The organism is Allobosea sp. NPDC055353 (assembly GCF_053644975.1).
The window spans coordinates 2,089,094-2,105,443 of sequence record NZ_JBSHMC010000001.1; the positions used below are offsets into that span (position 1 = coordinate 2,089,094).

At 66.3% G+C, this 16,350-nt stretch carries 16 protein-coding genes; 9 read left to right on the plus strand and 7 right to left on the minus strand.

What is annotated here, in order from left to right; genetic code table 11:
• The first annotated feature begins 177 nt into the window (after positions 1 to 177).
• Positions 178 to 1,059 (plus strand): YicC/YloC family endoribonuclease, encoded by an 882-nt coding sequence (locus ACWIEX_RS09625; RefSeq protein ID WP_454032825.1) that lies wholly within the window; start codon positions 178 to 180, stop codon positions 1,057 to 1,059.
• 5 nt (positions 1,060 to 1,064) lie between these two features.
• A complete protein-coding gene (gene gmk, locus ACWIEX_RS09630) occupies positions 1,065 to 1,712 on the plus strand; it encodes a guanylate kinase (RefSeq protein ID WP_454032826.1) in 648 nt (215 codons plus the stop codon).
• Between the two features lie 185 nt (positions 1,713 to 1,897).
• On the opposite strand, the gene rsmA is transcribed toward gmk, so the two are convergent.
• The 5 genes from rsmA to lptF are packed head-to-tail and all read right to left on the minus strand — an operon-like array spanning position 1,898 to position 8,712.
• Positions 1,898 to 2,746: a 16S rRNA (adenine(1518)-N(6)/adenine(1519)-N(6))-dimethyltransferase RsmA gene (gene rsmA, locus ACWIEX_RS09635; protein WP_454032827.1), complete on the minus strand. Its 849-nt coding sequence runs from the start codon at positions 2,744 to 2,746 to the stop codon at positions 1,898 to 1,900.
• Positions 2,743 to 3,765 carry a 4-hydroxythreonine-4-phosphate dehydrogenase PdxA gene (gene pdxA, locus ACWIEX_RS09640; protein ID WP_454032828.1) on the minus strand — a complete coding sequence of 341 codons (1,023 nt, stop codon included), beginning with the start codon at positions 3,763 to 3,765 and terminating at the stop codon, positions 2,743 to 2,745. The genes rsmA and pdxA overlap by 4 nt, the downstream gene beginning before the upstream one ends.
• A 54-nt stretch (positions 3,766 to 3,819) precedes the next feature.
• Complete coding sequence (locus ACWIEX_RS09645) at positions 3,820 to 6,378, minus strand: LPS-assembly protein LptD (protein ID WP_454032829.1); 2,559 nt, start codon at positions 6,376 to 6,378, stop codon at positions 3,820 to 3,822.
• 49 nt (positions 6,379 to 6,427) lie between these two features.
• On the minus strand, positions 6,428 to 7,519 hold the full coding sequence (lptG, locus tag ACWIEX_RS09650; RefSeq protein ID WP_454032830.1) for an LPS export ABC transporter permease LptG: 1,092 nt from the start codon (positions 7,517 to 7,519) through the stop codon (positions 6,428 to 6,430).
• Positions 7,519 to 8,712: an LPS export ABC transporter permease LptF gene (gene lptF, locus ACWIEX_RS09655; RefSeq protein WP_454032831.1), complete on the minus strand. Its 1,194-nt coding sequence runs from the start codon at positions 8,710 to 8,712 to the stop codon at positions 7,519 to 7,521. Before lptF ends, lptG begins: the two co-directional genes overlap by 1 nt.
• Before the next feature lie 155 nt (positions 8,713 to 8,867).
• Here lptF and ACWIEX_RS09660 point away from each other — a divergent pair, with 155 nt between their 5' ends.
• The 3 genes from ACWIEX_RS09660 to ACWIEX_RS09670 are packed head-to-tail and all read left to right on the plus strand — an operon-like array spanning position 8,868 to position 11,296.
• The gene (locus ACWIEX_RS09660) at positions 8,868 to 10,361 is read left to right on the plus strand and encodes a leucyl aminopeptidase (protein WP_454032832.1); all 1,494 of its coding nucleotides are present in this window, start codon (positions 8,868 to 8,870) and stop codon (positions 10,359 to 10,361) included.
• A gap of 48 nt (positions 10,362 to 10,409) precedes the next feature.
• Complete coding sequence (locus ACWIEX_RS09665) at positions 10,410 to 10,862, plus strand: DNA polymerase III subunit chi (RefSeq protein ID WP_454032833.1); 453 nt, start codon at positions 10,410 to 10,412, stop codon at positions 10,860 to 10,862.
• On the plus strand, positions 10,859 to 11,296 hold the full coding sequence (locus ACWIEX_RS09670; protein ID WP_091859094.1) for a hypothetical protein: 438 nt from the start codon (positions 10,859 to 10,861) through the stop codon (positions 11,294 to 11,296). The genes ACWIEX_RS09665 and ACWIEX_RS09670 overlap by 4 nt, the downstream gene beginning before the upstream one ends.
• A 214-nt stretch (positions 11,297 to 11,510) precedes the next feature.
• Here ACWIEX_RS09670 and ACWIEX_RS09675 read toward each other — a convergent pair whose 3' ends face one another.
• Positions 11,511 to 12,644, minus strand: coding sequence for an MlaD family protein (locus ACWIEX_RS09675; RefSeq protein WP_454032834.1), 1,134 nt, complete (start codon positions 12,642 to 12,644; stop codon positions 11,511 to 11,513).
• 153 nt (positions 12,645 to 12,797) lie between these two features.
• On the opposite strand from ACWIEX_RS09675, the gene ACWIEX_RS09680 reads away from it, so the two are divergent.
• Positions 12,798 to 13,136 (plus strand): YciI family protein, encoded by a 339-nt coding sequence (locus tag ACWIEX_RS09680; protein WP_454032835.1) that lies wholly within the window; start codon positions 12,798 to 12,800, stop codon positions 13,134 to 13,136.
• Positions 13,137 to 13,205: 69 nt separating this feature from the next.
• A complete protein-coding gene (locus ACWIEX_RS09685) occupies positions 13,206 to 13,460 on the plus strand; it encodes a hypothetical protein (RefSeq protein ID WP_454032836.1) in 255 nt (84 codons plus the stop codon).
• A 42-nt stretch (positions 13,461 to 13,502) separates the two neighbouring features.
• Here the strand turns inward: ACWIEX_RS09685 and ACWIEX_RS09690 are convergent, their stop codons facing one another.
• Positions 13,503 to 15,374, minus strand: a complete 1,872-nt coding sequence (locus ACWIEX_RS09690) for an ABC-F family ATP-binding cassette domain-containing protein (protein ID WP_454032837.1) — start codon at positions 15,372 to 15,374, stop codon at positions 13,503 to 13,505.
• On the opposite strand from ACWIEX_RS09690, the gene ACWIEX_RS09695 reads away from it, so the two are divergent.
• Positions 15,355 to 15,654, plus strand: a complete 300-nt coding sequence (locus ACWIEX_RS09695) for a hypothetical protein (RefSeq protein WP_454032838.1) — start codon at positions 15,355 to 15,357, stop codon at positions 15,652 to 15,654. The genes ACWIEX_RS09690 and ACWIEX_RS09695 overlap by 20 nt on opposite strands.
• Before the next feature lie 60 nt (positions 15,655 to 15,714).
• Positions 15,715 to 16,215 carry a pantetheine-phosphate adenylyltransferase gene (coaD, locus tag ACWIEX_RS09700; RefSeq protein WP_454032839.1) on the plus strand — a complete coding sequence of 167 codons (501 nt, stop codon included), beginning with the start codon at positions 15,715 to 15,717 and terminating at the stop codon, positions 16,213 to 16,215.
• The last annotated feature ends 135 nt before the right edge of the window (positions 16,216 to 16,350 follow it).

Consider the following 16,350-nt stretch of genomic DNA (forward strand, 5'->3'; position numbering starts at 1 on the left):
AGCAATCCAGGGGACTGGGTCGAAGCGCCTGAGCCAGTCCCTCTGGATTGCTTCGCTGCGCTCGCAATGACGGTGAGTTCGTCCGGCTTCATCCCCATTTTCCCATGCTGAGCCGCTTGCTGTCGTGGAGGCGCGCCACTACGGTCCCGCCGATCTTGAATGAAGGCGGCAGGGGCAATGGCCATCGAAAGCATGACGGGCTTTGCCCGTGCGGCGGGAACGGCCGGAGTCCATGGCTGGGCCTGGGAAATCCGTAGCGTCAACGGGCGCGGGCTCGATCTGCGCGTCCGTGTCCCGCCCGGCTTCGAGCTTCTGGCGGAAGCGGCGCGCAAGCGGCTGGGTGGCGCCTTCTCGCGCGGAACGCTGCATGTCAATCTCGCCGTCACCAGCGATGCCGGTCCGCCGCGTCCGCGCGTCAACGAGGCCGTCCTGGCCGCGCTGCTCGAGGCGGTCGAAAGGCTGCCGCCGGCCGCCGGCATCAATCCGCCGTCCTATGACGGGCTGCTCGGCATCCGCGGCGTCATCGACTATGCCGACGAGGCGCAGGATGCGCTGGGGGCGGTCGAAGCTCCGGCCCTTGCCGGCCTCGCAGCCGTGACCGATGCCCTGAAGGAAGCGCGGGCCGCCGAAGGTCGCGCGCTCGAAGCGATCGTCCTCGGTCATCTCGAAACCATCGCTCGGCTCGCCGGCGAGGCGGAGCATCATCCCGCCCGCAGCAGCGAGGCGATCCGGGCCCGGATCGCGGCACAGGTCGAGGCTCTTCTGGGAGCGAATAACGGCTTCGATCCGCAGCGTCTCCATCAGGAGGCGGCATTGATCGCAGTCCGCGCCGATATCCGCGAGGAGATCGACCGCTTGCAGGCCCATGTTGCGGCCTTGCGCGAATTGCTGGCCAAGGGCGGGCCGATCGGCCGCAAGCTCGACTTCCTCTCGCAGGAATTCGGCCGCGAGGCCTCGACGCTCTGCGCCAAGGCCAACGATCCCGGCCTGTCGCGCATCGGGCTCGAGCTCCGCACGGTCGTCGACCAGATGCGCGAGCAGGTCCAGAACGTGGAGTGAGCCGGATGGCTGCCGAGACCCTTCACCCGGCCCGCCGCGGCCTCATGCTAATCCTGTCCTCGCCCTCCGGCGCGGGCAAGACGACGCTCACCCGCAACCTCAAGAGCGAGAACAATCTCGACCTGTCGATCTCGGTGACGACCCGCGCCAAGCGCCCCTCCGAGATCGAGGGCGTGCATTACCGCTTCATCGATCGCACCGCCTTCGACACCATGCGCCAGCACAATGACCTGCTCGAATGGGCTGAGGTCCACGGCAATGGCTACGGCACGCCGCGCAAGGAGGTCGAGGCCTCGCTGGCGGCCGGGCGCGATGTGCTGTTCGACATCGATTGGCAGGGCACCCAGCAGATCGTCAAGAAGGCGCGGGCCGACGTCGTCACCATCTTCATCCTGCCGCCCTCGATGGCTGAATTGCGCTCGCGCCTGATCCGCCGCGCCGAGGATGCCGAGGACGTCATCGTCAAACGCCTCGCCAATGCCCGCGACGAGATCGCGCGCTGGAGCCAGTACGACTACGTCATCGTCAACCACGATCTCCAGGCGGCTTACGAGTCGATCAAGGCGATCCTGACGGCCGAACGCCTGAAGCGCAGCCGCGCCGTCGGCCTCAACGATTTCGTCGACCAGCTCCTCACCGAAGAGCTGCCCTGATCGGCGGGCACTGCAACCCTTGTCATTCCGGGGCGGCCGAAGGCCGAACCCGGAACCCACGACCGGGTGAGCGCTTTCAGCCGGATGATCGCCAACGCTCGCCCAGTCGTGGGTTCCGGGTTCTTCGCCTTGGGCCGACCGAAGGTCGGACCCGAGGGCGAAGCCCCGGAATGACAAGGGCGTACCTAGCGCTGCGCGGCCAACGCGTTCGCCAGCCTGACGAAGCCCGAGACCGGTATTTCCTCGGCGCGCGCCGTCTCGGCGAGGCCGGCAGCCGTGATGATCGGGGCGGGGTCGGGCAGCACCGCCTTCAGGCTCTGCCTGATCATCTTGCGGCGCTGGCCGAAGGCGGCGAGCGTCACCCGCTCCAGCAGGCGCCGGTCGCAGGGCTCCGGCTGCGCGCGCGGAATCAAATGAACGACAGACGAGGTGATCTTCGGCGGCGGTACGAAGGCGCTGCGCGGCACGTCGAACAGGATCTTCGTCTCGCAACGCCAGTTCGAGAGCACGGCAAGCCGGCCGTAATCGGCGCGCTCATCCGGCGTCGCGACGATGCGCTCGGCGACCTCGCGCTGGAACATCAGCGTCAGCGAATCCCACCAGGACGGCCAGGGTTCGAGGCTGAGCCAGCCGACCAGCAATGGCGTCCCGATATTATAGGGCAGGTTGGCGACGATCCGCGCCCGCCCGCCGTCGAGATGAGGCGACAGGTCGACCGCGAGCGCGTCGCCGTCGATGACCTCCAGGCGCCCCGGATAATGCGCCGCGATCTCGGCGAGCGCCGGCAGGCAGCGCCGGTCGCGTTCGATCGCGATCACGCGGCCGGCGCCGTTGGCCAGAAGCGCCCGCGTCAACCCGCCGGGGCCGGGACCGATCTCGACCACCGTCTGGCCGTCCAGCGGCCCGGCTGCGCGGGCGATCCGGCTCGTCAGATTGAGGTCGAACAGGAAGTTCTGGCCGAGCGCCTTCTGCGCCATCAGGCCATGGCGCTCCACCACCTCGCGCAGCGGCGGCAGGTCGTCGATCTGGCTCATGAAGCGATGTCCGTGACAGTGCGCGCGGCCATCCGGGCGGCGAGCTTCAGGGCGGCGCAGAGGCTGTCCGGCCGCGCGATGCCCCGGCCCGCGATGTCGAAGGCCGTGCCATGGTCCGGCGAGGTCCGGATGAAGGGCAGGCCGAGCGTGACGTTGACGCCGTCGTCGAAGGCGATCGTCTTGATCGGGATCAGGGCCTGGTCGTGATACATGGCCAGCGCCGCGTCGTAGCCGGCCCGGGCGCGGGCATGGAACATCGTATCGGCGGGGTAAGGGCCGCGCGCATCGATGCCTTCGGCCTTCAGTTGGGCGATGGCCGGCGCGACGACGGCCTCGTCCTCATGGCCCATCGTGCCGTTCTCGCCGGCATGCGGGTTGAGCCCGCTGATCGCCAGGCGCGGCTGGGTGATGCCGAACCGGCTGCGCAGCTCGGCGGCGACGATCCGGCCGGTCTCGACGATCAGCGCCGTGGTCAGAAGCTCGGGCACGCGGCGCAGCGGCTCGTGGATCGTCACCGGCACGACAGCGAGTTCCTCGCACCAGAGCATCATCACCGGCCGCGGCGCGGCACCACCCCGCGCAGCCAGATGCGCCAGATATTCAGTATGGCCGGGATGCTTGAAGCCGGCCTTGTAAAGCACTGATTTCGCGATCGGATTAGTCACGACGCCTGCGGCTTCGCCAGCATAGGTCGCGGCGACCGCCTGGTCGATGGAGGCGATCGTGCTCGCGGCTGTCGCCGGATCGGGCTTGCCGGGAACGACGGTGCCAGCCCCGGATTCGAGCGGGATCACCGGCAACGCATCGGCAAAGGCAGCTCCGGCACTGCGCCAGTCGCAGATATGCAGCGGCACCGCCCATCCAAGTCGCGCGGCGATACGGGCGAGGTGATCGGGGTCGCCGATACAGGCGAATGCGGGCACCGCACGCTCGCGGCGTTCCAGCCAGGCGCGAAGCGTCAGTTCCGGCCCGATGCCGGCCGGGTCGCCCTGTGTCAATGCGAGCGGCTTGGCCGGCAAAACGGACTCCGCGTCTTGAAGAAGGGGCCGGCCCGTCGCTTCGGGCCGGTACGACTAGTTCGACGAGGTGACGCCGTCGCTCGACGAGGAGGATCCGCCGAGGTTCTGCGAGTAGCTGATCTCGCCCAGCGTGCGCAGTTCGAGGCGGAACATGACCGTGCGCGTATCCTTCGTCGCCCCGGCCTGGCGGTCGGCATAGCTCTGCGAATAGCTGATGTCGAAGACCGTGCACTCGTCGGTATAGTTGATGCCGAACGAGGTCGAGGCGGTCTGGAACGGTCCGCTATTCGGATAGATCGGGACCGCGGATACCGCGGGAGCTGCCGCGTAGGACGCATAAGCATCCCGGTAGCGCTCGCGATCGTATTTGTACTTGTCGAGATCGAACAGCACACCGGCGCGCAGACGCCAGTTCTCGGCGACCTTGAGCGAGCCGTTGAGCGACAGGCCCTCGCGGCGGCGCGAGATCCCGAGATCGGGCTGGGGCTCGTAGCGGCCGTAACCGACCGAAGCGGAGATGATGCTGTTGGAATAGGTCGCGGCCGCGTCGATCCGCTGGGCTTCGAAGGTCGTCGAATTGAGGCGCGTCGCGCCGGTCAGGAAGAAGCCCTTGAACGGCGAGACCTGGGCGCGCGCGACATAGTCGGAATTGCGGGTTTCGAGGCCGGAATTCAGGCCGGTATTGAGCAGGTCGCCGCTGGCGAAGGAATTGCGCCCGGCAAGCTGGTAGGACTGGCCCAGCAGCAGGTTGGCGAAGGCCTCCTTGCCGAAGCGGCCAGTATAGAGCGCGCCGACATTGGCCCGCGTGCCGCCCTCGACGCGGTCGAAGCCGGAGAACTTGCCGCTCCACTCGAACAGGTTGTTGGCGTCGAAGACCAGGCTTTGCGCATCCTCGTTGGCGACGCGCAGGCTGTTCGTCTCGTTCGGCCGCGCGACGATCTGCGCCACCGGCTCGATGATATGCGTGCCCCAGCCGGTCTTGGCGACGAACGGGTAGCGGTACATCAGGCCGATCGCCGGCATCACCCGGCCGAAGACCTCGTCCGAGGTGTCGGCGATCGTCGAGACGCGCGAATTGATGATGCCGCTGGTGTCGGGATTGATCGAGAAGATGTCGGCGCGCACCGAGGCATAGGGCGTCCACATCTGCCCGAGCGGGTCGATGAAGTTGCGCCGCCAGGCGACCTGGGCGGTCGCGCGCGAGACATTGCCGGCAAGGCCGCGGACGAGGCAGTGGTTCTTGTCGTAGACGGCGCAGCCGTCATAGAGCGAATAGCTCGGCGTCGTGATCAGGTAGCTCTTCTGCTGCGGCAGCTCCGAGAAGGCGGCCGTGTCGCGCGTCAAGCTGGTGACGTTGACGTTGAACGAGAGTTCGCCGCCGAGGAAGGACGGCTTGTGGACGCGCTTGTCGTAGTCCAGCACGGGCAGCACGACGGGCTGTTGCTTCTGCCAGTCCTGATAGTTCAGGGGCTGGAAATAATAGCCGCGCAGGTCGAACCAGGCGCTCTCGCTCTGGCCGTTCAGATAGGCCGTCGAGATCGATTCCTGCAGATAGGTCGAGGCGCTGAGGCTCTCGTTGCGGATGCGGTAGTTCTTGTAGAACCAGCGATCCGTCGACATCGCGGCGTTCCAGCCGACGCTCCAGCGCGGGTTGATGTAGAACTTGCCGTTCGTCTCGACCGAGCCGCGGAACTCCTTGTCGCGCGGGCCGAGCGGGCTCGCCAGGTAAGCGTCCTGGTCCTGCTGGAAGATGCCGGAGGCCCGGATCGCGTAGGAACCGTTGACCAGCCGATGCCGCCATTCCACCTGGCCGAGGAAGCCCTGGCGGCTGAAATAGGTCGGCGTGAACGTCAGGTCGTAATTCGGCGCCAGGTTGAGGAAATAGGGCAGGCCGACGCCGTAGCCGAGCGCGGACGTGTTGATGAAGCGCGGCGACAGGAAGCCGGACTTGCGCTTCACCGTCGAATCCGGTCCCGACATATAGGGGATATAGGCCATCGGGATGCCGGCGAACTCGACCCGCGCATCCTCGTAATAGATCGTCTGCTCGGACTTCTTGTGGATGATCCGCGCGGCGCGGACCTGCCAGAGCGGCGGCCGCTCGGGATTGTCCTTGCAGGGCTCGCAGGCCGTGTAGATGCCCTTGTCGAAGACGAAGGTCTCGCCATCCGTCCGCTCGGCGCGCGGCGCCGAGAAGCGGGTCTTGTCCGGATTCACGACGCGCAGCGAGTCGATGAAGCCGTCGCGGAAATCGTCCGTCAGGTTGAACTTGTCGCCGGTGATGACCGTGCCGTTGGCTTCGGTGATCCGGGCCTTGCCGATGGCGGTGACGCGCTTGTTGCCCTGGTCGTAGATGACGCGATCGGCCTCGATCGTCCGGCCCTGATACAGGATCTGGACGTTGCCGACGGCCGCGACCGTCTTCTTGTCGTTGTCATAGACGAGTTCGCGCGCATCGACGACCATGCGGTCCTGCGGTTTCGCAGGAGCCGCGGCCGCGGGCTTGGGCTGCGCGCCGGCCGCCCGATTCTGGGCATAGGCCGGCCCGGCCAGCAGATAGGCCAGGCTGGAGGCGAGAGCCGTCGCCGCAGCAAAGCGCGCTAGCCGGTTCACTCCTGGACCCATCTCGTAAACTCGAAATTAACCATAGGCACAGTACGTTTCACCCATCTTCCTGATGGAGGAGGGCGAGTGCTCCCAGCATTGCCCCCAATGCTGCAGGCAACCACGCCGCGACGATCGGATTGACGATTCCCGACGATCCGAGCTCCTCCGACAGTTGTGTCGCCACATAGAGCACGAACCCCGCAGCGACGCCACCTATCACCAGTTTGGTCACACCACCAAACCTGAAAAATCTTAAGGAAACTGATGCTGCCACGAGCACCATTGCGATCAGCAGCAGCGGGCGCGCCATAAGCGATTGATAACGCAGCTCATAGGGTGTCGTGTCGAGGCCGGCGCGCTGCGTCCGGTCGATCACGGCCGGCATCGACCAGAAGCCCACCGCGTCGGGTGGGGTGAAGCTCTGGCGCATCTGTTCCGGCTCCAGCGTCGTGGCGAGCACGTAGCTCTTATAGCTCTGTGGCTCTTCCGTGGCGGAGGTCGTACGCGCGTCGGCGAGCTCCCAGTGCCCCGGGCGCAGCAGGGCCTGCTGGGCGTCGATTCGCTCCTTGAAGCTGCCGTTCGGATTGAAGATGAAGAACGCGACCTGCGACAATCCGTCCTCGTCGGGCAGGGCGCCTGCGGCGCGGATGATCGCCTGGCCGTCGACGCTGCTCTGCCGCAGCCAGATTTCCTTGGAGAGGGCGGCTTTGCCGCCGGAGCGGACGAACAGGCGCGTTTCGAGCGCCGTGGCCTTGCGCTTCAGCTCGGCCGCGACGGGATTGTAGATCATGATCGAGACCAGCCCGAGGACCCCTGCGACCGCCGCGGCCGGCTGCAGGAACTGCCAGGCCGAGACGCCGACCGAGCGGGCGACGACGAGCTCGAGCTTCCGGCTCAGCGTCAGCAGCGCGAACATGCCGCCGAACAGCGCGGCGAAGGGGAAGATCTGCTCGGCGACGGCCGGAGCCCGGAACAGCGCGAGCTGGACGATGCGCGGCGTCGTCGCGATCGGGGAATCGCCGGCGCGTCGCATCAGCTCGACGAAATCGAGCGTCCCGATCAGGAAGAAAAAGGTGCTGAAGACGCCGACGATGGCGCGCGCGAAGCGCCTGGTCAGATAGCGGCCGAAGGTCGTGAACAGCAGCATCAGGCGCGCCGGAATCGGGCCGCGAGATTGACCAGCGGCGTGGTGAGAGGAGCGACGAGACGGGCCAGTATCGGCTGGATCCGTGCGCCGTAGAAGATGAAGCCCGTCGCGAGGGCGATGGCGAGGATCGGCAGGATATAGAGCAGCGCGGCAGCAAAGGGCGAGCGCACGCTCGCGGTCCAGGCCGCATAGGCCGCGATGCGGGTCGCTCCGACGATCATGATCGCCGACTGGATCGCCAGCGCGCGGCCCTGGCGGGTGGTGCGCGCCTCGCCGATGGCGGCAAAGGCGATCAGCATGAAGGCGAGGGGATAGAGCGGCGACGAGAGCCGGTTGTGCAGCTCGGCCCGGAAGCGGCCTTCCTGGATCTTGTAATAGGGTTCGTTGGTGTCCTGCCGAAGCAGCTCCCAGGTCGAGCGCTCGCGTGGCTTGTAGATCACCTTGTCGCCGTCGCCCTCGCCGGGGCCGCCGCTGGCATCGCCTGTGAGCGCCGACAGGTTCAGGGCATAGCGCTCGAAGGAGATGATCGAGGTCGTCGAGGTGTTCTTGGCCTCGCGCTGGATCGTGCCCTTTTCCAGCATCAGGAAGCTCTGGCCTTCGGCTTCGACCGTCCGGCCGCGCTCGGCGAGATAGATCGAGGGCTGCGACGGGTCGCGGCGATCCTGCATGAAGATGCCGACCAGCGCGTCGCCGGCCTTCTCGCGATAATGGAAGGTCACACCGGAATCGAGCGAGACGAACTGGCCTTCCTTGACCACGTTGGCGACGAAATCGGCGCGGATCAGCGTGATCAGGTCGCGCAACATGCGAAAGCTCGCCGGCATCACCGAGATCGTCATCCAGGCGACGATGAGCGAGGTCGCGATCGTCAGCACGATGAAGGGCCGCGTGATGCGCTGCGGGGCCACGCCGGCGGCGTTCATCACGATCAGCTCGGAATCGCCGTTGAGCCGGTTCAGCGTGTAGAGCGTCGACATGAACAGCGCGACCGGCGCGATGCCGGCGAGCAGCGCCGGCAGGGAGAGCAGCGTCACGGTCAGGAAGATCAGGACCGTCTGGCCCTTGCCGGTGATGAGATCGACCTCGCGCAGCGCCTGCGTGACCCAGATCACGCCGGTCAGGCCGAGCAGGAGCACGATCGCCGCGATCGCCGCGATCTTCAGGATGTAGCGATCGAGGCGGTTGAGAAGCACGCGTCGTTTCCGGAGAAGGAGAGCATGGCGCTCCCCGAGGTGGTTCGTCGGACACACCCTATGGTATAGGCGCGACCATGGCGCAAACGGGAATCGTTTGCCGTCTGCCGTCAATTGTCCTTCCCCTGTCATTTTCGCAAGATTGTGAGCGGATCATGTCGCAGCGCCTGAAGCTCGAGATCAAAGCCCTGGATGCCGTCGAAGGGCAGGATCTGGTGATCCTCGTCTCGGACCGGCTGGTCGTTCCCGAGGCGGCGCAGGAATGGGCGGGCGAGGGCGCTCAAGGACTGCTGACACGGGCCGCCGCGGCCGAGCGCTTCAAGGGCAAGGCCCTGGCCGGCCTGACGCTGCCTTCGCCGGAGGGGGCTTCCTATGAGCGCCTGATCGTCGTCGGCGTCGGACCTGAGGACGAGCGCGCCAAGCTGGATTTCGTCAAGCTGGGAGGCGTCATCGCCGGCCGGCTCGGCGCCGGCCGCAGCGCCGAGATCATTCTCGCGCTGCCGGAAGGCACGATCGAGACGAAGCAGGCCGCCGATATCGCATTGGGCCTCAGGCTGCGCGCCTATGCCTTCGACCGCTACAAGACCAAGAGCAAGGACAAGGACGAGGCCGAGCCGCTGACGGTGACGCTGCGCACGACCGATCCCTCTGCAGTGAAGAAGGCCGTGAAGGCGACCGACGCCATCGCCGCCGGCGTGATCCAGGCGCGCGACCTCGTCAACGAGCCGCCGAACGTCCTCTACCCGGAAGAATTCGCCGACCGCGCCGCCAAACTCGAAAAGCTTGGCGTCGAGATCGAAATCCTCGACGAGAAGGCGCTGAAGAAGATCGGCATGCGCGCGCTGCTCGGCGTCGGCCAGGGCTCGCGCCGCGAGAGCCGCGTCGTTGTCATGCGCTGGAACGGCGCGAAGAAGGATGCGCAGCCGGTTGCCTTCGTCGGCAAGGGCGTGACCTTCGACACCGGCGGCATCTCCCTGAAGCCGGGCGCCGGCATGGAGGACATGAAGGGCGACATGGCGGGCGCGGCCTGCGTCGTCGGCCTGATGCAGGCGCTGGCCGGCCGCAAGGCCAAGGTCAATGCGATCGGCGTGATCGGTCTCGTCGAGAACATGCCGGATGGCAACGCCCAGCGGCCGGGCGACATCGTCACCTCGCTCTCCGGCCAGACCATCGAGATCATCAACACCGACGCCGAGGGCCGGCTCGTGCTGGCCGATGTGCTCTGGTACACGCAGGAGCGGTTCGAGCCGCGCTTCATGATCAATCTGGCGACGCTGACCGGCGCGATTCTCGTTGCGCTGGCGCAGGAGAATGCCGGCCTGTTCAGCAACGACGACGAGCTCTCCGCCCGCCTGACGGCGGCCGGCATCGCCACCGGCGAGACGGTCTGGCGCATGCCGCTCGGCAAGGCCTACGACAAGATGATCGATTCGAAATTCGCCGACATGAAGAACTCGGCCGGCCGTTATGGCGGCTCGATTACCGCCGCGCAGTTCCTGCAGCGCCATGTCGACGATACGCCCTGGGCGCATCTCGACATCGCCGGAACCGGAATGGCTGCCGCGAATTCCGAGATCAACCGGTCCTGGGGCCCGGGCTGGGGCGTACGCCTGCTCGACCGGCTGGTGGCGGACCATTACGAAGGCTGAATCGCTTTCTGCGGAAATGCCGGCAACCCTTTAGGATATAAGGCTTCGATGGCCGAGATCCTGTTCTTCCATCTGCAGTCCCGCCCGCTGGAGCAGGTCCTGCCGACGATTCTCGACCGCGCCCTGTCGCGCGGCCAGAAGGTCGTCGTCCAGGTCGGCGGCCAGGAGCGCATGAGCGTGCTCGACGATCACCTCTGGACCTATTCCGACGAGAGCTTCCTGCCGCATGTCACGGCGCTGGAGGCCGATGCGGCGAGCAATCCGATCGTGCTGACGACGCAGGCGCATAACCCGAACGCCGCACAGGTCCGGGTCTGCGCCGACGGGGTCCGCATTCCCGACGCAATGCAGGATTACGAGCGCGTCGTCCTGATATTCGATGGTGACGATCCCGAGGCGCTTGCTGCCGCCCGCGAGGATTGGAAGAAGGCCAGGGCCTCGGGCCATGCCGCCAGCTACTGGCAGCAGGACGATGCCGGCCGTTGGGAGAAGAAAGCGTGAGACTGCCTGTTCTGTTGCTCTGCACCGCCGCCCTTGCCGGCTGCTCGGTCGATATGGGCGGTTTCGCCTTCCAGTCGGAGACGAAGGGCGGCGTCACCACGACGACGACGACCTCCGGCAGCGCCGGCATCTCGACGCAGGAGCCGGTGCTGACGCCGGAAGGCGAGTGCAGCGTCGGAGCCTCGCTCGATCCCTCGACCCGGCCGCTGCCGAAGGAGATCGCGCCCGGCATCACCGAATGCGAACTGGTGAAGCTGAAGGGCGGGCGCCCGACCGACGTGCTGGTCGGCGAGAGCGGCAAGGGCCAGCGCGAGGTCCAGGTGCTCTATTCAGAGCCCGGCGGCCGCGAAATCTACATGTTCACCGACAACCGCCTGAGCCGGATCGTCAAGCCCGGGCAGGGTGATCCTGGGGCGGTCGCGTCTTCGCGCTAGCGGCTTTGGCGCCGGGCTCGGTGGGTCATCAACGACCTGAACAGCGGGGCGCAGCATAGCGCGACGATCGCGCCCGCGACCGACCAGCCGATCGCGCCGCCGCCGAGAAGCTCCTGGCCGAGATACGCTCCACCGAAACATCCGGCCAGAGCCAATGGGATTTGCCAGAGGATCGTCGTGACGGATATCGGGCTTCTCCGGGCAGGCGCCTGTTCTATCGCGAGCCGTTATATTGCGGGATGCGGTTCTTGTTGCCGAAAATCAGCCCTTGCGGGTCCCGATTTACATTGCGCAGCGTACGGTCGAAGCCGGAGAGGGCGCGGCTGCCGTCTGACGTGAATGTTTCGACATTCTGTAGCCCGCTTCCCGTGAACTGGATGATCTTCGCCGCCACTGCCGCCGAGCTCCGATCCAGATTGTCGGCGAGCGTACGCAGGGATTTCGCAGCCTCGGCAACGTCTTCGAAGACGCTTCCTCCGTTTTCTCTCCCGGCACCGGACAGGAAGGCTTGCGCGCCTTTCAACACGCCATCGACCTGATCGGCGGCCCTGTTGAGCTTTTCGCTCATCGAGACGACGCTCCGCGCCGTCTTGCCGATGTCGGGAGCGGCGGCGCTCAGTTTCGTGGCAAGGCGATCGGCATCGTCGATGGCTGAAGCGATCCGATTTGTGTCGGCAGATCGCAGATTCTCGATGAAGCCCTCACTGAAAGTTTTCAGTTTATCGGGAAGCGGTGCGATGAAATCGGCAACCGAGCTGACGCTCGTCATGAATTCCGCCACTTTTGGAGAGCTGCCATCGAGCGTGGCGGACAGGTTCTCCAGGTATTTGATCTTTTCGTTTACCGGCCCTGCATTGGCCTGGATTGCCGCATCGATACCGACGAGGGATTCGTCGATGCCCTTCGCGATGGATCCGACCTTTTCGAAGATGCTCTCGGAGGATTCCGCGACGATCGTCGGAAGAGCCTGCCCCGGCCCGGCGATCAACCGAGCAGCGGCGGGGCTGCCGCCGCGAAGCTGCACCGCGACGATGCCGGCCAGGCCCTGACCTTCGAGGCGGGCGCTCGTATCGACGCGCAACGGAGCTGACTGACTGATCTTCAGGATGGCGTAGATCTGGCGCGGATCATTCGGCTCGATGTCGATGTCCCGGACCTCGCCGATGCGCAGGCCATTGAAGAGCACGCTGGAGCCACGGCCGAGGCCGGAGACCTTGCCATTGAAGACCACCTTGACGTCGATGGTGTCGCTTTGCCCCCGGCTGAACCAATAGCCGAGCCCGAACAGCACAGCGAGCACGACCAGCGTAGTCAGACCGATCAGCGCATGAGCGGCTCGCGATTGCATCAGCGGAATTGTCTTTCATGGCCAGGTGGAGCGAGCCTGCCGCCTCCGGCAGGCCATTCGAGTCGACAGCATAGTCTACTGTCGCGACGGCCACGAGGTGATCGGACGGCCCATCCGCTTGTTTTCGCTCGACCCGCAACGCATCATCGCGGCATGACCAAATATCTCATCTCCTTTCCGAGCGAGGCGATGGTGCTCACGGACGATGAGCTCAACGCCGCCTCCGTCGAATCCCATGCTGTGATCGAGGAGGCGAAGGCTGCCGGCGTCTATGTCTTCGGCGGCGGGATCAACGAGCCGGTCGCTCCCGTGCTCGTCTCAGCCGATGGCGCGGTGTCCGATCGGATCTATCCGGGCAGCCGTCTCAATGGCGGCTTCGCGGTGCTGGAACTGCCGACGCGCGAGGAGGCGGTGAAATGGGCGGCGAAGCTCGCACGGGCCTGCCGCTGCGCGCAGGAGCTTCGCGAGTTCATGTATGATCCGGCCAGCTAGGATGGCCGTTGCCAGCTCCCGCCGAGGACGCCATTCGCCGGGGAGCGCCGCCATCGGAGATCGCCGCCCATGATCAGATTTGCCATCGTTGCTGCGTTGGCCGTGGCCGCCTTGGACGCTGCCGGTGACGCGTTCGCGGCAGGTTCGTGCCGCCCGACGCGAGACGGCAAGGACCGGATGGAAAGGTCGGGCGGCTGCCCCAGCGGCTATGTCGTGCGCGGCGCCTGCTGCGAATCCGTCCGGCCGATCTCGCAGCCCACCGGCCCGCATACCTGCCCGCCCGGCACCATGCTGCGGCTCGGCGCCTGCGTCCCGCGCCCTTAGGTCACCGGTCGCGGCTGCGCCGCATTCCGAAGACCTGACGCCTCAGGCGCTCTCCAGCTCCTCGCCGAGCAGCAGCCATTCCTCCTCCGCCGCGGCCAGTGCCTCTGACAATTCCGCCCGCTGGCGCGAGATCTGAACCGCCTTGTCGGGGTCGCGGGCAAAGGCGCCGTTGGCGAGCGCTGCGTCGACCTTCTCGATCAGCCCTGTCAGCTTGGCGATGCGCGCCTCGGCGAGGTTGAGCTTCTGGCGCAGCGGCCCCTGTGCTGCCCGTTTCGTCGCCGCTTCCTTGCGCTCGTCGGCCTTCGGCTTGGCGGCGGCATCCGGCGCCGGCTTGCCGCGCTTCTCTGCCTTGGCGGCGCCCAGCACATAGGCGCGGTAATCGTCCATGTCGCCGTCGAAATTCTTCACCGTGCCGCCGCCGACGAGCCAGAGCCGGTCGGCACAGGCCTCGATCAGGAAGCGGTCGTGGCTGACGAGGATGACGGCGCCGGGATAATCGTTGATCGCGTTGACCAGCGCAGTGCGGCTATCGATGTCGAGATGGTTGGTCGGCTCGTCGAGGATGAGCAGATGCGGCCCGTGGAAGGTTGCGAGCCCCAGCATCAGGCGTGCCTTCTCGCCGCCCGAGAGCAGCTTCACCGGCGTATCCGCCTTGTTGGCGGGAAAGCCTATCTGAGCCGCCTTGGAGCGCACCTTCGCTTCCGGCGCATCGGGCATCAGATCCCGCAGATGCCCGACCGGCGTGTCCTCGATGCGCAGCTCATCGAGCTGGTGCTGGGCGAAATAGGCCGTCTCCAGCTTGCTCGACTTCTTCATCTCGCCGGACATCGCGTCGAGACGCCCGCCGATCAGCTTGCAGAAGGTCGACTTGCCGTTGCCGTTCGAGCCGAGCAGCGCGATGCGGTCATCGGGCGCGAGCGAGAGGTTGAGCCGCGACAGGACCTTGCGCTCGCCATAGCCGGCGCTGGCATCCTCCAGCACGATCATCGGCGGCGAGAGCGGCTTCTCCGGGCCGGGGAAGGAGAAAGGCTGCACGTCGCGGTCGACGATCGCGGCGATGGTCTGCATCTTCTCCAGCCGCTTGACGCGCGACTGCGCCTGCCGGGCCTTGGTCGCCTTGGCCTTGAAGCGGTCGACGAAGGATTGCAGATGCTTGCGCTCGGCGTCCTGCTTCTCCTTGGCGCGGGCGAGCTGCATCTGCTTCTCGGCGCGCTGCTTCTCGAAGGAGGAATAGCCGCCGCGATAGAGCGTCAGCTTGCCCTGGTCGAGATGCATGATGTGATCGACCGAGGTGTCGAGCAGTTCGCGATCGTGGCTGATGACGATCACGGTATGCGGATAGCGCTCCAGGTAGTCGTAGAGCCAGAGCGTGCCTTCGAGGTCGAGATAGTTGGTCGGCTCGTCGAGCAGCAGCAGGTCGGGCTCGGAGAACAGCACCGCCGCCAGCGCGACGCGCATGCGCCAGCCGCCCGAGAAATCGGAGCAGGGGCGCTGCTGCGCCTCCTCGTTGAAGCCGAGCCCGTGCAGCACCATCGCGGCGCGCGCCGGAGCAGAATGTGCGCCGATATCGGCGAGCCGCGTGCCGATCTCGGCGATGCGGTGCGGGTCGGTCGCGGTCTCCGCTTCCGTCATCAGCGCCGTGCGCTCGATATCGGCCGCGAGCACGACCTCGATCAGCGTCTCCGGGCCGCCGGGTGCTTCCTGCGCCACGCCGCCGATGCGCCGGCCCCTCGGCAGGCTGATCGTGCCGCTCTCGGTGCCGAGATCGCCGGTGATGATCTTGAACAGCGTGGTCTTGCCGGTGCCGTTGCGGCCGACGAAGCCGACGCGCGCGCCATCGGGGATGGCGGCACCGGTATGGTCGAGCAGCAGGCGCTCGCCGAGGCGGTAGGTGATGTCGTTGATCGTCAGCATGGCGCGACCGTTTAGGCTCGGGAGCGCCAAAAAGGCAATCGGAAGCCGGAACAAGCGGCCGTTGTCACCGTTTCGTCAAAATCTCGCCTTGGGACGGCCCGCTCCGGGCATCACCCAAGGGAAACTGGATAAAACCCGATTCGCCGAGGCTGTCTTCATGGATGCCCGCCTGTCCTACGCCGCTTCCCGCCGTGCTTCCGCTACGGCTTCCCTCATGGTTCTCGTCTCGATCATCATCGGCAGCGCCGCAGCGCTCGCCGCGCTGGTGCCGTTGTCCTAAGAACGCCAAGCCTCTGATGCGGCTTGTCCTTTTTCGGTTCAGCCGCTAACGCTGGCCCTTATGGCACGCATCGCTTTCTACACCGGCTCCTTCGATCCCGTGACCAACGGCCATGCCGACGTCATCGCGGCCGCCGCCGGACTCTGCGACAGGCTGGTCCTGGCGATCGGGGTCCACCCCGGCAAGACGCCGCTCCTGTCGGTCGATGCGCGCGCCGATCTGCTGCGCGCGGTGGCCGGGCCATTGCTGGCGGCGAAAGGAGCGACGCTCGACGTCGTGACCTTCGACGATCTTGCCGTCGATGCGGCGCGCCGGGCTGGGGCTTCGATCATCATCCGCGGCCTGCGCGACGGCAGCGACCTCGACTACGAAATGCAGATGGCGGGGATGAACGGCACCATGGCGTCGGACGTGCAGACCGTGTTCCTGCCGGCCTCGCCCGGCGTGCGCCACATCACTGCGACACTGGTGCGCCAGATCGCGGCGATGGGCGGCGATGTCTCGCCCTTCGTACCGGCCCCGGTGCTCGCTGCGCTGAAGGCGCGCTTCGCCAAGAGCTGACGGCACGATCTTCGGCGAAAGGCACATAACTTCGCCATCTTCCGCCGCTTCCTGCTGATTTTGGTTTGCAATTTGTCGAGAGCGATGGTGTCTCTCAGATGAAGCGACTCGTCGTGCAGTGTCCTGCTCGACGCC

Coding starts and splice junctions, on each gene's coding strand:
- ACWIEX_RS09680 (WP_454032835.1), top strand. CDS start 12,798: ATGACCAAATATCTCATCTCCTTTCCGAGCGAGGCGATGGTGCTCACG.
- ACWIEX_RS09685 (WP_454032836.1), top strand. CDS start 13,206: ATGATCAGATTTGCCATCGTTGCTGCGTTGGCCGTGGCCGCCTTGGAC.
- ACWIEX_RS09625 (WP_454032825.1), top strand. CDS start 178: ATGGCCATCGAAAGCATGACGGGCTTTGCCCGTGCGGCGGGAACGGCC.
- ACWIEX_RS09690 (WP_454032837.1), bottom strand. CDS start 15,374: ATGCTGACGATCAACGACATCACCTACCGCCTCGGCGAGCGCCTGCTG.
- coaD (WP_454032839.1), top strand. CDS start 15,715: ATGGCACGCATCGCTTTCTACACCGGCTCCTTCGATCCCGTGACCAAC.
- rsmA (WP_454032827.1), bottom strand. CDS start 2,746: ATGAGCCAGATCGACGACCTGCCGCCGCTGCGCGAGGTGGTGGAGCGC.
- ACWIEX_RS09695 (WP_454032838.1), top strand. CDS start 15,355: ATGTCGTTGATCGTCAGCATGGCGCGACCGTTTAGGCTCGGGAGCGCC.
- ACWIEX_RS09660 (WP_454032832.1), top strand. CDS start 8,868: ATGTCGCAGCGCCTGAAGCTCGAGATCAAAGCCCTGGATGCCGTCGAA.
- ACWIEX_RS09665 (WP_454032833.1), top strand. CDS start 10,410: ATGGCCGAGATCCTGTTCTTCCATCTGCAGTCCCGCCCGCTGGAGCAG.
- gmk (WP_454032826.1), top strand. CDS start 1,065: ATGGCTGCCGAGACCCTTCACCCGGCCCGCCGCGGCCTCATGCTAATC.
- lptG (WP_454032830.1), bottom strand. CDS start 7,519: ATGCTGCTGTTCACGACCTTCGGCCGCTATCTGACCAGGCGCTTCGCG.
- ACWIEX_RS09675 (WP_454032834.1), bottom strand. CDS start 12,644: ATGCAATCGCGAGCCGCTCATGCGCTGATCGGTCTGACTACGCTGGTC.